Raw genomic sequence first — 18,713 nt, 5'->3', positions numbered from 1 at the left:
CCTCGCTCAGGCTGATGGCGGCCTCGGTGGGGCTTCTCGACGAGGTGCACGCCGACATCCAGCGGCACCTGCCGGCTTCGGCGTCGGCTCCGGTGGACCTGGTGCCGGACACCCCGGCGGCGATGGTGCGGCAGGCGGCAGAGGACCTGAAGGCGCACGCGGAAGGGATGGACGGGGTCCAGAAGGCCGACATCCGCTTCGACGGCGACGACGGCGAGCGCCCGGTCGTGGTCATCACCGCGAAGCGCGCCCGGCTCAACCCCAAGCTGCCCGCGGTCATCGAGATCGCGCTGTCGGCCTCCGACGCGCTGCTGGGCGGGTACATCCCCAACACCACCAACTCGGGCATGTCGACCGAGGGCGGCAAGGACGTCCGCCGGTTCCAGATGCTGCTGCCCACCCAGTGGACGCAGGAGGGCACCCGGCAGAGCGCCGAGGAGGCCCAGCGCTGGGTGACCGAGCACCTCGACGACGTCATGGCCACGTCCTTCCACCTGCACCCGTACGAGAAGCGCCAGCTCGCGATGAACGCCGGTATCCGGGCGTTCGGCAGCGGCGGTCTGAACGCGGCCACCAGCACGGCGCAGGGCGACATCGTGGCGGCGGGCCAGGCGTTCGTCGAGATGGGCCAGGCCGTCGGCCAGGGCGTCGCCAGCGTCATCACCAGCAGGCGCGAGCTGGAGCAGTCGAACGAGAACATGCGCAAGCCGCTGCGCCCGGAGTCCCTGACCTCGCGGTCGATGGACGACCTGGCGCGGCACGGCACGGAGCGGTTGCGGCAGACCACCGAAGCGCTGCGCGAGGTGATCGCGAAGGCGGCGAGCGACGACCCCGACGTCGCCGCGCGGCTCCAGCCGCTGCTGGACGAGCTGACCGCGCACGAGTACGCCACCGCGAGGGACAAGCTCGTCGACGACTTCGAGGCGCTGTTCACCGACGGCGAGCTGACCGCGATCCCGCACGTCGCCCGCGTGCGACGGATCAGCAGGGGGATGTACCTGCTCATGGTCGACACCGTGGACAACCCCGGTGTCTGGGAGCTCAACGCCAAGGCCCAGAGCAAGCACCGGCGCTTCATGCTGCTGAGCCTCATGGAGCCGGTTCCTGGCGGGACGACGGCGCTCAAGCCCAACGCGGGCGACACCGACGCGCTGGCCCTGGGCACCGACGCGCGCGGCCTGCTCCGCGAGATCGAGTCGATGGTCACCGTCGAGCACCACGGCCCGAGCGGGGCGGCCAGCTTGGGCAGCTTCGCGCGGCTGGAGATCGGCTCCGGCAACGTCGGCAGCCTGGTCGGCCGCAGCGCCAGCCAGATCGCCGCGGGCGGGATCAACCCGGTCAAGCTGGGCGTCCAGGCGACCAGCGCGGCGATCTCGACGGCGGTCAACAGCATCACGGCGGGCTGGAACATGCGTGGCGCCATCCAGCGCCGGGAGCTCAACTCCCAGCTGCTCTTCCGCGACTCCTCGGTGATCGCGTCGGAGCGGGCGCAGTACGCGCTGGAGTACGGCAACGGCTACGTCGACGCGGCGCGCAACCTCACCGACATCCGCCTGCGGTTCGAGGCGGTCACCGGCGTGCTGGACCCGAGGACCTCGGCGATCCTGCGTGAGCTCAACGCCGACGAGGGCGCGCGGCTGCACGAGGTCCTGGACCGGTACGGGGTCGACGGGAGCGGGCTGCCGGAGAGCTGGACCGAGGGCGACCTCGACCAGCTGGTCCGCGCGGCGGACCCGGACGTCGCGGTCCCGGAGCAGGCGCAGACGCAGGCCGCCGGTGTCCGGGCCTCCGACATCGACCAGCGCCAGCTGCCGGTGGGCATGGCCTCGGTCGAGTGGGCTGCCGACCTGGCGGGGCTCGACCACCGCACGGGCGTGGAGATCACCCTCCTCGACCCGAGCGACCCCGGTCACCGGGCGACGCTGGAGATGATGGAGCGGGAACGGGCGCTCGGCATGATCCAGGCGGAGGCGCTGCCGGAGGGCGAGCCCAGGAGGATATGGCTGTCCCCAGGGGCCTTCTCCAGCCTCGACACCCTCGTGGACACCCTCGCGGAGGAGCTGGCGCACGCGGGCCAGCTGCGCGACGGCCACAACCCGGGCAACACCCCGGTGGAGGTGCTGGAGGCCAACGCCCGTGCGCACGCCGAGGCCGCCAAGGCCCGGCTGCACGGCCGGCTCGACGAGGGCACCGCCCCGCCGATGCCGGACGCGGCGGACTACGCGCACCTGCCGCTGGCGCAGGGCCCGGTCCCGGTGCTGTTCCACTCCCCGCACGTGTCACCGCAGGGCTCCGGCGACGCGATGCTGAGCGATGCCGAGCAGCGGCTGGTGGACAGCCTCGCGACCGGTGTTCGGGGCCAGTCCCGCATCGGCGCGGAGGACACGGCGAGTGCCACCTCGGACGACGCTGCCGCCCTCGACGACGCCGACCTGGGCGAGTTCGCGGCGTTCAAGGTCGACGGCGACCTCGACGACTTCCTCGCCAACGCACCCGACTTGGAAGACACCGCGCCCACGCCTGCGGACGCCAAGGCCGAAGAGCCCGATCTTGGCGAGTTCGCCGACTTCAAGGTCGGCGACAACCTCGACGACTTCCTCGCCGGGGTCCCCGATCTGGAAGACACCGCGCCAGCCCCGAAGGACGACAGCAGCACCGCGGAAGACGCTGATCTCGGCGAGTTCGCCGACTTCACGTTCGACGGCGACGACATCGACGCCTTCCTCGCCGGAACCCCCGACCTGGAAGACACCGCACCCGCCCCCACGGACGGCAGGTCCGAGCAGGAGCGCGTCCAGGACGCGGTCGTCGGCCGCTACGGCGACGACGACTCGGCGGCAGACAACGCCAACGCCGCGTCGCTCAACAACACCAACCGCGTGACGACGAACGACGGCACCAGCGTCATCAACAAGGTCTCGCTCACCACGCTGGGCAGCGCCGACGGGCTGGACGGCCAGTCGGTCCGCGAGTGGGTGTTCTCCAGGATCGCCGAGGACCTCGGCGCGCCGGAGGGGCTGGTCCCCCTGACAGTGCCGTGGCTGAACGGCCCGAACGGACCGGGCATCGCCCAGCTGTTCATCCCCGACGCCAAGCCCGTCTCCGCGCACGACCTCTCGGTCTTCGACGAGGCCGAGGTCGAGTGGGCGGCAGCCCTCGACTGGCTGACCGACAACATCGATCGCAAGCCCGGCGACGCGCTGAACCCGCCGAACCAGCTGTCCGACGGCCATCTGCACCTGATCGACAACGCCATGGTGCTGACGGGCACGGACTGGTCGGACCTGTTCATCCGCAACCCGCGGCGCTCGCCGTTCGCCCACCACATCGCCAACGCCGAACTGTCCGACGCCACCCGCCGACTGCGCCCGGAGATCCTGGACAAGATCCGCGCGCTGGACCTGGAGCAGCACGAGGCACGGCTGCGGGCCACCGGACTCGACCGGGTCGCCGAAGGCGAGGAGGGGCTCCAGCTCTACCTGGCCAAGTTGAGGGTGGTCCAGGAAACCGGCAGGCTCACCGGCGCGCCGGACACGACGGCGAACACGGACCAGAACCCCGATGGAGGAGACAACGGTGACAGCGGTGGAGTTCCGGGTGACGATCGTGGACGACCTGCCGACCAGGGCGGGGCTGCTGGTGTCGGGGTATCTGACGGCGGGGACGCTGACGGACGACCTGGTGCTGCGGGATCCGGAGACGGACAACCGGTGGCGGGTGCTCGGGGTGGAGTTCCCGACGCCGAGGGCACGGGCCGAGGGCAGGACGACGGTGCTCGTGGAGCGGACGGACACGCCACCGCGACCGGAGATGACGCTGACGGCGTAGTCCGGCGGCCCACCGTCGCCGATGTCCCGCCGAATGTCGGGCAGGGCGTCCCGGCCGAGGCGATCGACTTCATCTCCTTCCACACCAAGGAGTTCCGCGCACAGGGCGGAAAGATCGAGATCCTCCGCGAAGGCGACGAGAACCTGATCGGCTTCCGGTACCAGGCCGAGGGGCTCGCGCCGCGGCAGGACGGCGAGAGCCGCGTGGAGGTCGGCCGCCGCTACCTGGGCGACGCGCTCCAGTTCGGCGACACGTTCATCGTCGCCCACGTGGACGGCAGGCTCCATGCCGCCATGGGGGTCACCCACGTGGACGGCTACCTGAGGGCCAACACGCTCGGCAGCGCGCATTCCGGGGTGCGGGGCGCCGGGGTCGCCGTGGAGCACGGGCTGGCCGAGTACGCCGCGTCGGAGGGTCTGCCCGTCTTCGGTGTCACCGACTCCGGGTCCGATGTCGAGGTGTTCCACAACGCGGTCGGGCGCAAGCTGGACGAGACGATCGAACGCCCCGACGAAGAGGAGCCCTTCAACTCGATCTGGTCCACCGACGACGTGCGGCAGATCGCCGACTCGGTGAACGCGCGGCTCGCTGACACCTCCACCAACTCCGACGCCTCCGGCTCCACCCGTGCCGAGGCAGACAGCCGTCCGCCCGCCGTCGCCGATGTCCCGCCGAACGTCGGCCAGGGCGTCCCGGCCGAGGCGATCGACTTCATCTCCTTCCACACCAACGAGTTCCGCTCGCTCGGCGGCCAGGTCGAGATCATCGACGGGATCGCGGACGACCGCTGGATCGGCTTCTTCGAGCAGGCGCGGAACATGGCGGACGCCCCGACGGGCGACCGCAGGGCCGACACCGGCCGCTCCTACCTCAAGGACGCGTTGCAGTACGGCGAGAAGTTCGTCGTGGCGCACGTGAACGGCGAACTGCACGCCGCCGCCAGGATCACCGAGGAAGACGGGCACGTCGAGATCGACACCCTCGGCAGCTCGCACGCGCCCGGCGTGCGCGGGGCCGCGGTCGCCGTCGAGCTCGCCCTCGCCGAGTACGTGGCCGAGCGGAACCTGTCCGTCCGCAGCGTCACCGACGAGGACGCGAGGCCGTTCCACAACGCGATCGGCCGCCGGATGAACGAGACGGTGTCGCGGTTCGGCGCCGAGGACTTCAACTCGATCTGGTCCACCGAGGACGCCCGGCAGATCGCCGACCAGGTCGGGGAACGGCTGGGCACAGCCCCGCCGGAGTCCTCCGACCTTCCCCGGAGCCCGGCGGAGCGGGTCCGGCAGACGATGGACCTCGCACTGAACCTGCGGCTGCTGCCGCCCGACCACCTGGCCGAACCGGCGGGCAACAACGCGGCGCTCCACGAGTTCGCCGAGAACACGCCCAGGCTGGTGCCGGAGCTGAGCGGCAGCGAGGCGCGAGCCGCGCTGAGCAGGCCCAACAACCCGCACCGGCCGACCATGACCGCCCTGGCCGCCGAGGCACTCGGCCTGTCCGATCCCGCGAGCGTGGCTTTCCAGTTCGTCCAGGACGGCGTCTACCTCGTGTTCGACCGCACGGCCGGTGAACCGGTCGGCGTGGTCAAGCTGTACGACGGCTGGGCCGCGGGTGACTACTCGGCGCTGGGTCGCTACGCCCGTGACATGCAGTCCTTCGCCGCGCTGGAACAGCACTTCCAGCGGGCCGGTCGATCCGTTCCGATCATGCCCCCGGTCGAGGCCGGTGTGGTCGGCACGCCGGGAGCTCCGGACGCGACGGGACTCACCATCTCGCGGTTCGTTCCGGGAGCGCGGTCGCTGCACGAGCTGATCCAGACGACTCGCGTTCCCAGTGCGGGCTCGGAGCAGCGGGACGCCCTGGAGGCCCTGGTCGCCGCCGCCCCGCAGGCGGGCGAGCACGCGGCGACGCTGGGCCTGATGTCCGTGGACGACAGCCAGCGGCCGGAACCGTTCCACCTTCCCGAGGAGCGGCTCGCCTCCGCCCGGCTGCGTTCGGTGCTGGAGAACCGCGGCTTCACCGACGCCATCGGTCTCACCCCCACCTCCGCCGTCATCGAGGAGGCGATCCTGACGGCGGAGCGGGAGCTGGGGAACACCGGCAGCGGCCGGGTCTCGGTGACGCACAACGACTACCACCCCGGCAACCTGCTCCTCAGCTCCGACGGCCAGGTGTACGTCATCGACATGGAGAAGATGGCGAACTCGCTGCGGGAGGGTGGTGTCCCGACGATCGCCGCCCGGCCCCAGACAGTGATGGACACGAAGAACGAGTCGCCCGTCCTTTCTGACTTCGGCGACCCGCTCGTGGACTTCGACGTCTTCGTGACCGAGGCCCACTACCACCTGAAGGACAACCTGCCCGCGCTGCTCCGCGTGGTGAACGCGTTCGCGGAGGGCTACAACCGGGTGTGGCCCGGCGTGGTGACCGAGAGCCGGGTCAACTACCTGCTGCTGCAGCTCAACGTCGTCGACCTGGCGGTGGCATCGGCCCGGTACTCCCCCGGCGGCCTGCCAGGCACCAGCGACTCGGCGAACACCGCCCTGCACAACATCCGCAAGCTCCTGGGTGTCGGCGACGCCGCGGTGGCGGACACGCGGCAGGACGCGGACGCCGTCGATGAACTGCTGTCGGGGCTGAGTGAGGTCGAGACGGTCGCGCCGCTGCCCGCGGAGCAGGAGCTGCGGGAGCAGCTGGCGGGCGCGGTGTCCGTGTCGGACGCGCCGATCGCCACCGGCCCCGACCGGTTCCAGGTCAGCGAGGGCGGCGAACCGGTCGGCGAGTACATGCCGCTGCGGCCGCACGCCGACTTCGCCGACGGGCTGGACGGCAGGCCGCGCCGGGTGGTCGGCGCCGCGCACGTCGCCGAGGAGTTCGACCTCGCCGAGCTGATCACCACGGCCACGACCTGGCCCGGCCCGCACGGTTCCGGTGCCGTGCACCGGACGGTCCCCGACACCGAACCGGGTCACCTGGACGTCCGGGACTACGACGAGCTGGACCAGGAATGGGCGGCGGTGCTCGACTACGCGATCGGGCACACCGGCCGCGAGTACGGCACGTACGCGACCGGGCCGGACGGCGAACTGGTGCTGACCGTCAACCACACCTCCTTCCCGCCGCGGACCCCGCAGGGGGTCACCGCGAACTGGACCGCCGTCCGGTCGGACTTCGTCGCGAACCAGGTGGGCGTCCGGTTCGACGAGCGGACGATGATCAAGCTGGACATGGTGTTCACCGACCGGCTCGCGGAGCGGCTGCGCGGGGACGGCTTCGACGAGCACGAGATCGCCGGGGTGATCGCGCGGGTCGAGGAGATGCAGAACCACGGCATGATCACCGGGCAGGCGGCGCGGGTCGAGCGCTCCGACGGCACTCCCGTCGACCTCCCGGCCTCCGCCGCTCCCGAGGAGACGACCGTCCCGGCGGAGTTCGCCGGGATCGACGTGGCGAGCCTGCCTCAGTTCGGCCCCATCGCCGAGGTCTCCACGGAGGGCCTGAACGACGGTGAGGCCGACCTCGCCGTCCGCTTGGCCTCCCCGGAGGCGAGCCAGGTGAAGCGGGTGTACGGCGAGTACCGCATCGGCCCCGCCGACGACCCGATCGGCACCTTCACGCCGGAACGGGACGACCCCCTCTTCCCCAACAAGCCCGATGCCGCGACGAACCGCCTTGTCGCGCACTGGCGGACCCTGGACGCGTTGGGGTGGCAGCACCTCGGCACGCCGACCACTCCGTGGAACGGCGCGCTGGGTCGCGGTGTGGTGCAGCAGCACATCCCCGGCCTCGACCCCACGAGCCCGGAGAACGCGTACGACGCGCTCGACCGGCAACGCGCGGCGGCCATGGACTACCTGCTCGCCAGGACCACCGCCAGCAGGTACGGCACCGGGGCGGACGGCCGTCTCGTCATGTTGGGCGACCGGTACTCCCTGCCGACGCGGGCCCACGCGCAGCTCGCGACCACGGCGATCACGTCCGACTTCGTGCTGGAGCAGGTGAACCTGCCGTTCGACGCGCGGGTTCTGGCGGAACTGCGCGCGGTCGACCCCGACGCCGTCGCCGCCGCGCTCCGCTCGGCGGGCCTCGGTGAGTACGAGGTCCAGGCCGCGCTCGGGCGCCTGTGGGAGATGCGGGAGCACGGCACGATCACCGGCCAGTCCTGGGACCGCCGCATCCGGGGCGAGAACCTGCCCGGTGAGTACCTCCCGATCGCCGAGGACTCCCTCACGACCGTGCCGCAGCCGGGCACCGCCCTGCCCATGACACCGGAGGTCGTCCAGCGCGCGGCGCAGCTGGCAGGTCTTGAGGCCGATCTGGCCGCGATCGGCAACCTCGTCCTCGACCACAGCGAGGAGACCCTCGGGTGGTTCGAGGAGGAGAACGCCCTTGGTGCGACCCCGGTCGTGGTGACCGGCGAGGACGGCACGCCGCGCAGGGGCGGTGACGAGATCTGGCTGGCGCCCGCGGCCTTCGCGAACATGGACACGCTGGTCGAGGTCCTGGCCCACGAGCTCGCCCACGCCAAGCAGCTGCGCGCCGGGCTCACCCCCGCCAACACCTCCGTCGACCTGCTCGAAAGGCACGCCCACGCCGAGGCACACGCCGCCATCAGCAGAGCACGCGGCTTCGCGCCCCAGCCGGTGCCCATGCCCACCCTCGGCCAGGAACCGCCGGTCCCGGGTACGGAACACCGGGAGTTCCTGCTCCACGGCGAGCACCACGAGCGACAGCTGCTGGAGCGGCTGTCGGGCAACGTGAGCGTGCGGAGGCTGGAGATCGGCGGCAGCGGGGCCTACGTGGTCAGCGACGCCGACGGCATCATCGGTGTCTACAAGCCCGAAGAGGAGCTGCCCGGCATGCCGGGGGTGCCCGACGGCAGGCCGATGCGCGAGGTCGGCGCCTCCGAGCTGGCGAAAGCCCTCGGCTGGCAGGACCTCGTTCCCGTCACCGCGTGGTGGGAAGGAGAGCACGGCCGGGGTTCGGTCCAGGTGTGGGTCCCGAACACCAGGGCGGGCAACCGCAACGCCCAGGGCTACGACGCCGTCGACGTGCAGCGGGCCGCGGTGCTCGACTACGTCATGGCGAACATGGACCGGGGCGGCGCCAACTACCTCTCGATCGGCGACAACCGGTTCATCCTGATCGACCACGGCTACTCGTTCCCGCCCATGGCCCAGCTGACCGGGCCGGAGCGCCCGCTGTTGTCCGACTTCGTGCGGATGCAGCGCAACGAGCCGCTCGGCGCCGGGGTGATGGCCCAGGTCCAGGCCCTGAGCGTCGACAGGCTCGGCGAGATCCTTCGCGAGCTGGGCTTCGGCGAGGAGCAGATCGCCGGCGCGCAGGCGCGGCTCGGTGAGATCCAGCAGCGCGGAATGATCACCGGCGAGAAGTGGGACGGGCACTTCGAGTGGCCGAAGGACGCGTGGCACAACGGTGCCGTGCCGGTCGAACCGGCGCGGCCGGAGGTGGCACCCCTCACGGAGAACGTCGGGGACGGTGTTCCGCTCGCGGCCATCGACTTCATCGCGCAGGACGCGCATCGCTTCTTCGGCGCGGGCGGGCAGCTGCTGGTCGCACAGCCCGGGACACCGCAGTGGGAGTGGTTCCAGCGGCAGGCGGACGAGTCGCTGTTCGACGCCGACGCGAACCTCGCGGTGGTCGCCTACGCCCCCGACGGCACGATCCTTGCGGCGACCACCGCCTCGGTCACCGAGGACAGCCTGATGACGCGCGGAGGAACCCCCTTCGAGGGCGCGCCCGGCGCCAGGACGGCGACGCAGCTCATGCTCGCCGAGGTCGCCATGCAGAACGGGCTCGCCGTGCTCGACGCGGTCGAGGACCCCGCCGCCGAGGGCTACCACAACGCGCTCGGCCGTCGCCTCAACGAGCACGCGCTGGAACTCGACTGGCTCTACCAGGAGCTGGTGGCAGAACACGGTGTGGAGAACGCTTTCACCAAGTTCCAGGAGACGTATCCCGGGGAGACGCTCTACACCTCGGTGTGGACTTCGGAGGACGCCGAGCAGGTCGCTCTCCAGGTCAGGCACCAGCTGGGCCGCCTCGCAGAACAGGACCAGGCAGCGGCGACCGCCCGGGGCGCCGAGGCACCGAACGAGGCGCGGGAGGCGACGGAAGCCGTCGACCACGAAGTCCTGCTCCACGACGGGGACGGCATCGCCGAGGACGGATCCAGCCCGGCCGAGCGCGCGCTGCGGGCGCGGCTGGACGACGTCACCGCCACGCCTTACCGCTACGGCGGCTCTATGGCCAAGATCACTCCGCTCGACGGTGACGACAAGGTCGTCTACAAGGCGGAGGGGGAGGACGACTGGCCAGCCAGCCAGGAGGCGCGCGAGATCGCCGCCTTCCGGGTGGTCGAGGAACTCTCCTGGAGCGACCTGATGCCGGTCACCACGGAGTGGACCGACGGGCCGGACGGTCGCGGTTCGGCTCAGCTGTGGGTGCCGGACTCCCGTGCCCCGCACCAGGACATCGCCGAGTACGGGATGTACGACGTGCAGCGGACAGCGGTCGTCGACTACGTCATCGGCAACTTCGACCGCAACACCAGCAACTACCTCACGGCGAACGGCAAGCTGGTGCTGATCGACCACGGCCTCAGCTTCCTCACCGAGCTCATGCGCGACGCGGGCGACGAGATGCCGCTGCAGTCGGAGTTCGTGCTGCGGATGCGGGGCGAGACTCTCGACCCACGAGTGCTCGCGGCCGTGGACAACGTGAACGTGGACCGGTTGACGCAGCGACTGCGGGCGCTCGGCATCGAGGACTCGGAGATCGCGGACGCCGTCGCCCGACTCCAGGAGATCCGGGACAACCGGAAGATCACCGGGGAGACCTGGGGCGGCGTCATCGAGGCCGGCACGCGAACCCATGGCCGTCCCGCGGCCGAGGTGGGTGCCGACTCCGTCCCGGCGACAGCGGCCGGCCTGCCGCAGACGATGCAGACGGTGCGGGAAGCCGCCGAGCTCGCGGGTCTCACCAGCGCGCTGGAGACGCTCGACAACGTCGTGATCGCCAATGACACGCTCATGACCGCGCGGCTGGAGCGGGAACAGAAGCTCGGTTCCACGCCAGTCGATCAGGACGGCAGGGTCGTCCTGTTGTCCCCCAACGCGTTCGTGGACATGGACACGCTGACTTCCACGCTCGTCGAACAGCTGGCGATCGCGAAGCGGCTCCAGGCAGGGCTCAGCCCCGACAACACGGAGGAGGGCGCGTCCCTCGCCCGCGGTGCGACGCCAGACTCCGTGGAGATGTCCACCGAGGGCCGACGCCCCCTGGAGCCCGGCAGGGAGAACGACGAGTTCCTGCTCCACGGCGGGGACGGCATCGCCGAGGACGGTTCCAGCCCCGCTGAGCGCGCGCTGCTCGCGCGGCTGGACGACGTCACCGCGCCGCCCTTCCAGTACACGGGCTCCAGGGCCGTCATCATCAGGCTGGACAACGACGACAAGGCCGTCTACAAGTCGGACGAGCACGGCAACTGGACGGACAGCCAGCCAGCACGCGAGGTCGCCGCCTACCGGCTGGCCGAGGAGCTGGGGTGGGCCGACCTGGTTCCGGTCACCACGGAGTGGGCCGACGGGCCGGACGGGCGCGGCTCGGCGCAGCTGTGGGTGGCGGATTCGCGGGCTCCTTACCCCGACATCACCAGGTACGACGCGTTCGACGTGCAGCGGGCCGCGGTGTTCGACTACATCATCGGCAACATCGACCGCAACACCGGTGACTACCTCACGGTGAACGGGAAGCTGGTCCTGATCGACAACGCGGCCAGCTTCTACGACGCGAGCATGGGCGAGTTGAGCGACCGGTTGCCGCTGCAGTCCGAGTTCGTGCTGTGGGTGCTCGACGAGCAACTCGACGCGCGCGTGCTCGAAGCGGTCGCCAACATCGACGTGAACCTCCTGACGGAGCGCCTGCGCGCGGCGGGCATCGAGGACGCGGAGATCACCCGTGCGCTCGCCCGGCTCCAGGAGATCCAGAACAACGGCAAGATCACCGGCGAGACCTGGGACGGTGACATCCAACGCGGTGCGAGCTTCCTCAGCGCGGTCGAGTCGAGCAGCGACACCGACGTGGCCGCGGCGGAAGGCGGTCTGCCCCAGACCATGCGGACCGTCCGCCAGGCCGCCGAACGCGCGGGCCTGACCGAGTGGCTGAACACGCTCGACAACGTCATCATCCTCAACGAGTCGCCTGCGGTCGGCCGGCTGGCGGAGGAACAGACACTCGGTTCCACACCAGCCGATCAGGGCGGCAAGGTCGTCCTGTTGTCCCCCAACGCGTTCGCGGACATGGACACGCTGACTTACACGCTCGTCGAACAGATGGCGACCGCGGAGCGGCTCCAGGCGGAGCTGACCGCGAACGACACCGACGTCGACGAGCGGACCGGCGCGAGCGCGGCCGAGCGCGAGCTGGTGGCGGAGCTCGCGAGGTTCGAGGACCTCAGGCGGCTCGGGCTCGGCGGCTCCCAGGCCGATCTCGTCACCCTCCCCGACGACACCGACGCGGTCTACAAGGCGCTCGACGAGCGCTTCGAGTGGGCCTTCAGCGACGAAGCGCGCGAGGTCGCCGCGTTCCGCATGGCGGAGGAGCTCGGCTGGGCCGATCTCGTCCCCACGACCACCGAGTGGCCGGACGGGCCGAAGGGACGCGGCTCGGTCCAGAGGTGGGTCCACGGCGCCGATGTCGGCCACAGGGACATCGCCGCCTACGACGAGCTCGACCGGCAGCGGGCCGCGGTGTTCGACTACGTCATCGGCAATCTCGACCGCAACACCGACAACTACCTCACGGTCAACGGGAAGCTGGTCCTGATCGACCACGGGTTCACCTTCCAGCCCCAGGAACTGCTGACGGAGAACCCGGATCTGGGCATCGCATCGGCGTTCGTCGTGGAGTGGCTGAACGAGTCGCTGGACGCCTCGGTGGTCGAGGCGCTCGCGTCGGTGGACGTCGACCGGCTGGCCGCGCGGCTGCGCGCGGCAGGGCTGGACGACGCGGAGATCGACGCCGCGCTGGACCGGCTGCGCGAGGTCAGGGACAACGGCATGATCACCGGCGAGCGGTGGGACGGCCTGATCGAGCCCGGGATCAGCAGCTCCGACGTGGTCGGCAAGGCCGCGCCGATCAGTGCGGCCGAACAGGAGCTGCTGGCCAGGGTCGCCGGGGCCGACATCACCGAGCTCGGCGAGGGCGGCAACGGCCTCTACCTGGCCGAGTTCCCCGACGGGCGTGCGGTGTACGAGGCGGAGCTGTCCGCCCCGGACAACCCGGACTGGGAGGACACGGGGCCGCGCAGGGAGGTGACCGCCTCACGGACGGCCGAGCTGTTCGGCTGGCAGGACCTCGTCCCGACCACCGCGGACTGGGTGCGGGGCCCGCACGGGCGCGGCTCGGTGCAGGCATGGGTCGAGGGCGCCCGGCCCGGTCACGACGACATCACCCGGTACGAGCGCGAGGACACCGAACGGGCCGCCGTCATGGACTACGTCCTCGCGAGCATGGACCGTGGCAGGGACAACTACCTCACCACTGAGGACAACGGGCTCCGGCTGATCGGCAACACCCTGTCGTTGCCCACCGAGGACCAGTGGCGGGACACCACGCCGACGATCGTCTCCCCCTTCGTCGTGGAGCACATCGGTCTCGAGCTCAGCGAAGCGGTGCTGGACGCCGTCCGCCGGGTCACCCCGGAACAGCTCACCGCGGTGCTGCGCAAGTCCCGGCTGAACCAGCGGGAGATCTCCGACGCCGTGGAGCGGCTGCGGGAGATCCAGGACAACGGCATGATCACCGGCGAGGCGTGGCAGGGGGAGATCGAGAAGGGCTCCCCCGCCGAGCCGGACATCGCCGAGGACGGCACCAGCGCCGCGGAGCGCGAGCTGCGCAGCCGGCTGGCCGCGGGCTCGGAAGCGGACCGGAAGATCAAGCCCATCGGGAGGGGGAGCACCGCCCCCTCCGTCGCCACGCTCGCGGACAGCACCAAGGTGGCGTACAAGCCGCTCTCCGGCTCCAGCACCTGGGTGAACAGCGGCCAGGTGCGGGAGATCGCGGCGTCCCGGGTGGCCGAGGAGCTCGGCTGGGCCGACCTCGTGCCCACCACGACGGAATGGGCCGACGGGCCGACGGGGCGAGGGTCGGCGCAGCTGTGGGCCGAAGGCTCCCGGCCCTCCCTCCGGTTGCACTCCAGCTACTCCGAGTACGACCTGGCGCGGGCGGCGGTCTTCGACTACGTCATCGGGAACACCGACCGGAACCCCGCCAACTACCTCACCGACAGTGAGAACGGCCTCATCCTGATCGATCACGGCTACGCGTTCCCGAGCGTCGCCGACATGCTGAGGTTCCCCGGCGGTACCGAGATCGACGACGTGTTCGTCGGCGAACTGGTGGGCGAGCCCCTCGACGCCGATGTGCTCGACGCCGTCAGCTCGGTGGATGTGGACCGGCTGGCCGAGCGGCTCCGTGCGACCGGCATGGGTGAGCTGGAGGTCCTCGCCGCGCTGGGCCGGCTCAACGAGATCCGCGAGCACGGCATGATCACTGGCGAGGCGTGGGGCGGCCAGATCGGCGAGGTGGAGGAGTCCCACGCCAGCGACGAGTCCTCGTTCGGGGATCCCGGTATGCCGGTGGAGCCGGTCGACGACGGCCGCCAGCCCTCGGACGCGGCGCTGCGGGCGGTGCTCGTGCAGGTCGCCAAGCTCGCGGGCCTGGAAGCCGACCTCGCCGCGGTGGACCGCGTCGTCTTCGTCCGGCGGTCGGACAACCTCGGGTGGATGGCGAACAACGACGCCCTCGGTGTCACCCCGGTCTTCGCCGAGGGCGATCCGAGGAACGGCCGAGAGATCTGGCTGGCCCCCGGGGCGTTCGCGGACTTGGACACCCTCGTCGGAGTCCTGGCCCACGAACTCGCCCACGCCGCGCAACTGCGCGCCGGTGTCCGTCCCGGCAACACCTCCGTCGAGCTGCTCGAGGAGCACGCCGAGAACGCGGCGGCGGTCGCCGTTGCCCGGCCGCACCCGGAGCGGCCGCAGCCGGAGGCCATGCCCCTGCCCGAGATCGGCCAGCGGGTACCGGACCCGGGCAGGGAACCCGTCACCCGGCCGGACGCCGAGCACGAGGACTTCCTGTTCCACGGCGAGCACGGGCACGACGAGCACGGGGCGATGCTCCCGTGGCTGGCGGCGATCCCCGGTGTCTCGGTCGACCACGCCCCTGGCGCGATGTGGACGGGCATCACGTCCGCCGAGTTCGGGCAGAGCCTGATCCTCAGGGTGGTCCACGACTCCTCGAAGTTCCGGGACTACCACACGATCGAGATGGGTCCCTCGGGGCGCCCCGAGGTGACGATCGCGCTCCACTGGCGGATCAACGCGGCCCAGATGACCTGGGCGGTGGCCGAGCAACTGGGCGACGCACTGGTGGAGCTCTACGACGCCCAACCGGCGCACGACGACCAGTACGAGCTCAACGGGCGGGTCGTGGGGCAGCTGGCCAAACTCAACGTGGTCGCCGCACTGCTGCCGCACGCCACCGACGGGGACGTGCGCCAGCGATTGGACGACGCGGCCGACGCCGCTGTCGCCGCGCTCACGCTCTGGGCGAACGACTTCCTGGACCACTCGGTCGTGACCAGGAACCTGTCCCCCGCGGCGCTCGCCCTCACGACGGAGAAGGTCGTGGGCCCCGTGGTGGAGGACGCGGACGAGCCGTTCATCGGTCCGGACGGCCTCGACCAGTACGGCCGCGGTGACGCCGAGCGCGAGCTGCGCCACCGGCTGTCCACCGAGGAGTACAGCCACTGGCTGCTCGGCACGGGAACGTCCGCGCCACGCATCATCGACTTCGGTTCGCGGGATGACTGGCTGATCTACAAGGCGGCCGACCCGGACACCGACTGGGCCGACGACAAGGGCGTCCGGGAGGTCGGCGCCTACCAGGTCGTCGAGGAGCTCGGCTGGACCGACCTCGTCCCCGCCACCGCGGAATGGGGCAACGGCCCGAAGGGACGCGGCACCGTGCAGCGGTGGGTGCCCGACGCCGCTCCGGCGATCATCAACCCGGACAACGCCAACGACGTCTCGGGCTACGACATCGAGGACGTCGAACGCGCCGCGGTGTTCGACTACGTGATCGGCAACACCGATCGCCACGGGGGGAACTACCTGACCCGGGACGGCCGTCTGGTGCTGATCGACCACGGGAACTCCTTCCCGAACGACGGCAGGGTCGTCGAGAAGGAGATGTTCATCGACTCCCCCTTCGTGTGGGACCGGCGGAACAAGCCCCTCAGCGCCGCGACTCTGCGCGCCGTGCGGCAGGTTGACCTCGGACGGCTTGTCGAGCGGCTGCGTAGCACCGGCATGGGCGACGAAGCGCTGGACGCGGCGGTGAAGCGCCTGATGGAGATCCGGAACAACGGCAGGATCACCGGCCAGGCGTGGAAGGGGTTCTTCGAGGACCAGCGCGTGAAGAGGTTCCAGGAGCAGCAGGCCGCCGAGGAGGCCGCGCTCGCCGGGGAGAACCCGGACGCCGCCCCCGCGGCGACCGAGCCGGTCGAGGACGAGGCACCTGCGGAGGTCACCAGGGAGATCACCGAGCAGGACCTGCGGGCGTGGTTCTCCGTGGCCTCGGAGGACGTGGAGCTCTGGCGAATCGGCGTCGGCGCCACCCAGCCGATGCTGGCCCGGATCGACGAACACGACGTGCAGGCCGTCTACAAGCAGCAGGACAAGGGAAGGCAGTGGGCGGACTCCGGACCGGCGCGCGAGATCGCCACGTTCCAGTTGACCAAGGCGCTCACCTGGACCGACTTGGTGGCCCCCACGATCGAGTGGGAGGGCCCAGGGGGCCGCGGTTCGCTGCAGCTCTGGCACGCCGGCGCCGGCCCCGGTCACGGCGACATGTCGAGCTACCGGGAGCTGGACCGGCAGCGAGCGGCCGTCGTCGACTACGTCATCGCGAACGCGGACCGGGGGCCGGAGAACTACCTGACCGGCCCGGACGGACAGCTGCTGCTGGTCGACCACGAGATGGCCTTCTCCCGGTTGAAGCACTCGTCCTACATCCACGCGCAGTTCATCGGCGAGTGGCAGGGCAGGCAGCTCGACGCGTCGGTGCTGGAGGCGGTCCGCGCGGTCGACACCGGTGAGCTGGCCGAGCAGCTCCGGCTGACCGGACTGGGCCATGCCGAGATCGATGCCGCGATCGCCCGGCTCCGGGAGATCCAGGACAACGGCAAGATCACCGGCGAGTCCACGGAACTGGCGATCGCGCAGCCGTCGAGCCCCGAGGACGTGGCGGCGTCGCTCGACTGGCGGGCGGAGCCGGAAGCCGAGCGCGTCACGACCGCGACGCCACCACCGGCCGAGACGACCCCTGTCACCGAGACGACCGCTGCCACCGAGACGACCGCGCCGGTGGCACCGGCGCCGGGCGCGCGGGCCGTCGACGCGCCCGTGCCCGCGTCGGCGATCGAGCTGATCGGCAAGGAGACCAACCGGTTCTTCGCCGAGGGCGGCCGGGTGCACGTGGTCGAGCGGAACACCGACGCCTGGCGCTGGATGGAGCAGCGGCTCGCGGCGGCCGCCGCCGCTGACCCGCTGGCCGCCGGACTGCACCAGGACCTGCCGAACGCCCACTTCGTCGTGGTCGCCTCCGACGGAGGCGGCATCCGAGCGGCCTCGACCGTCTCGGTCACCGGGACCGAGCTGATCGTGCGGCGGGGCGGCGCCCTGGTCACGGGCGCGCCGCACACCGAGACCGCGATGCAGTTCGTGCTCGCCGACGTCGCGAGGAAACGCGGTGTCGGCGTGTTCGGGTGGGCGGAGAACTCCGGCGGCGAGTACCAGACCGCGATCGGACGGCGCATGGGCACGGCGGCGATGGAGGCCGACCCCGTGTACCAGCAGATGGTGGCCAAGCACGGGCAGCAGGGCGCCTACACCGCCCTCACCAGGGAGTACCCGGGCCGGCCCAGCCCAACGTCGGTGTGGACCGCCGCGGACGCGCGTCAGATCTCGACGGCGGTCCAGCAGCGGCTGGCCCGCCCCGCGGCACCGCCCCAGCAGCCGAGGCCGGTCGGCACGGCTCCGGTCGCGCCGCCCGCTCGCCCGTTGCCGAACGTCGGAGACGGCACCAGTCCGGCCGAGCGCCAGCTGCGCGCCCGGATCGCCACCGTCGCCACCGTGAGGCCCGCGAGGTTGCAGAACGGTCCCAGTGGCACCTACGTCTCGTCGCTGGCCAGGGACCAGCACGTGGTCTACCGGACGCTGGAATCGCAGCAGGGTGTCTCGTGGGGCGACAGCCGGGCGGTGCGCGACATCGCGGCCTACCGGGTCGCCGAGGAGCTGGGCTGGGCCGACCTCGTTCCGGTGGCCACGGAATGGGTGGACGGGTTCTTCGGCCGCGGCTCGGCGCAGCCACTGCTGCCGGGTGCGCGCCTCGGGTCGGTCCGCCTCGCCGACTACGCCATGTACGACCGGCAGCGGGTGGCGGTGTTCGACTACGTCATCGGTAACCTCAACCGCGGCCCGAGCACCTACGTCGACGACGCGCAGAGCCGTCTCGTCCTCGTCGACAACGGGTCCTCGTTCCCCACGGCGGACGAGCTCGCCCGCGGAACCGCGATCATCCACTCGCAGTTCGTCCTGGACGAGCTGCGCAACCCGGCACAGCTCAGCCCGGAGCTGCTCGCCGCGGTGCGCGCGGTGAACGTGGACCGGCTGGCCGCACGGCTGCACGCGGCGGGGATCACCGACCCCAAGGTCGTGGCGGACGCGATCGCCCGGCTGCGTGAGATCCAGCAGTACGGGACGATCACCGGCCAGGCGTGGGGCCGGCCGATCGGCTGA

1 protein-coding gene (running past one end of the window) is annotated in these 18,713 nt (G+C 71.2%); it reads left to right on the top strand.

The features are described from left to right. Nucleotides 1-18,713, top strand: the end of a protein-coding gene (locus ACFFQA_RS31755; RefSeq protein ID WP_377860329.1) for a hypothetical protein. It extends 40,903 nt beyond the left edge of the window; 18,713 of the gene's 59,616 nt are visible here — the last part of the coding sequence; the start codon falls outside the window, past its left edge; it ends in the stop codon at nucleotides 18,711-18,713.

This window comes from Allokutzneria oryzae, assembly GCF_042429765.1.
In the GTDB taxonomy this organism is placed as follows: Bacteria; Actinomycetota; Actinomycetes; order Mycobacteriales; family Pseudonocardiaceae; genus Allokutzneria; species Allokutzneria oryzae.
The sequence above is the reverse complement of the archived record's forward strand: the minus strand, read 5'-3'. Positions and strand labels throughout refer to the sequence as shown.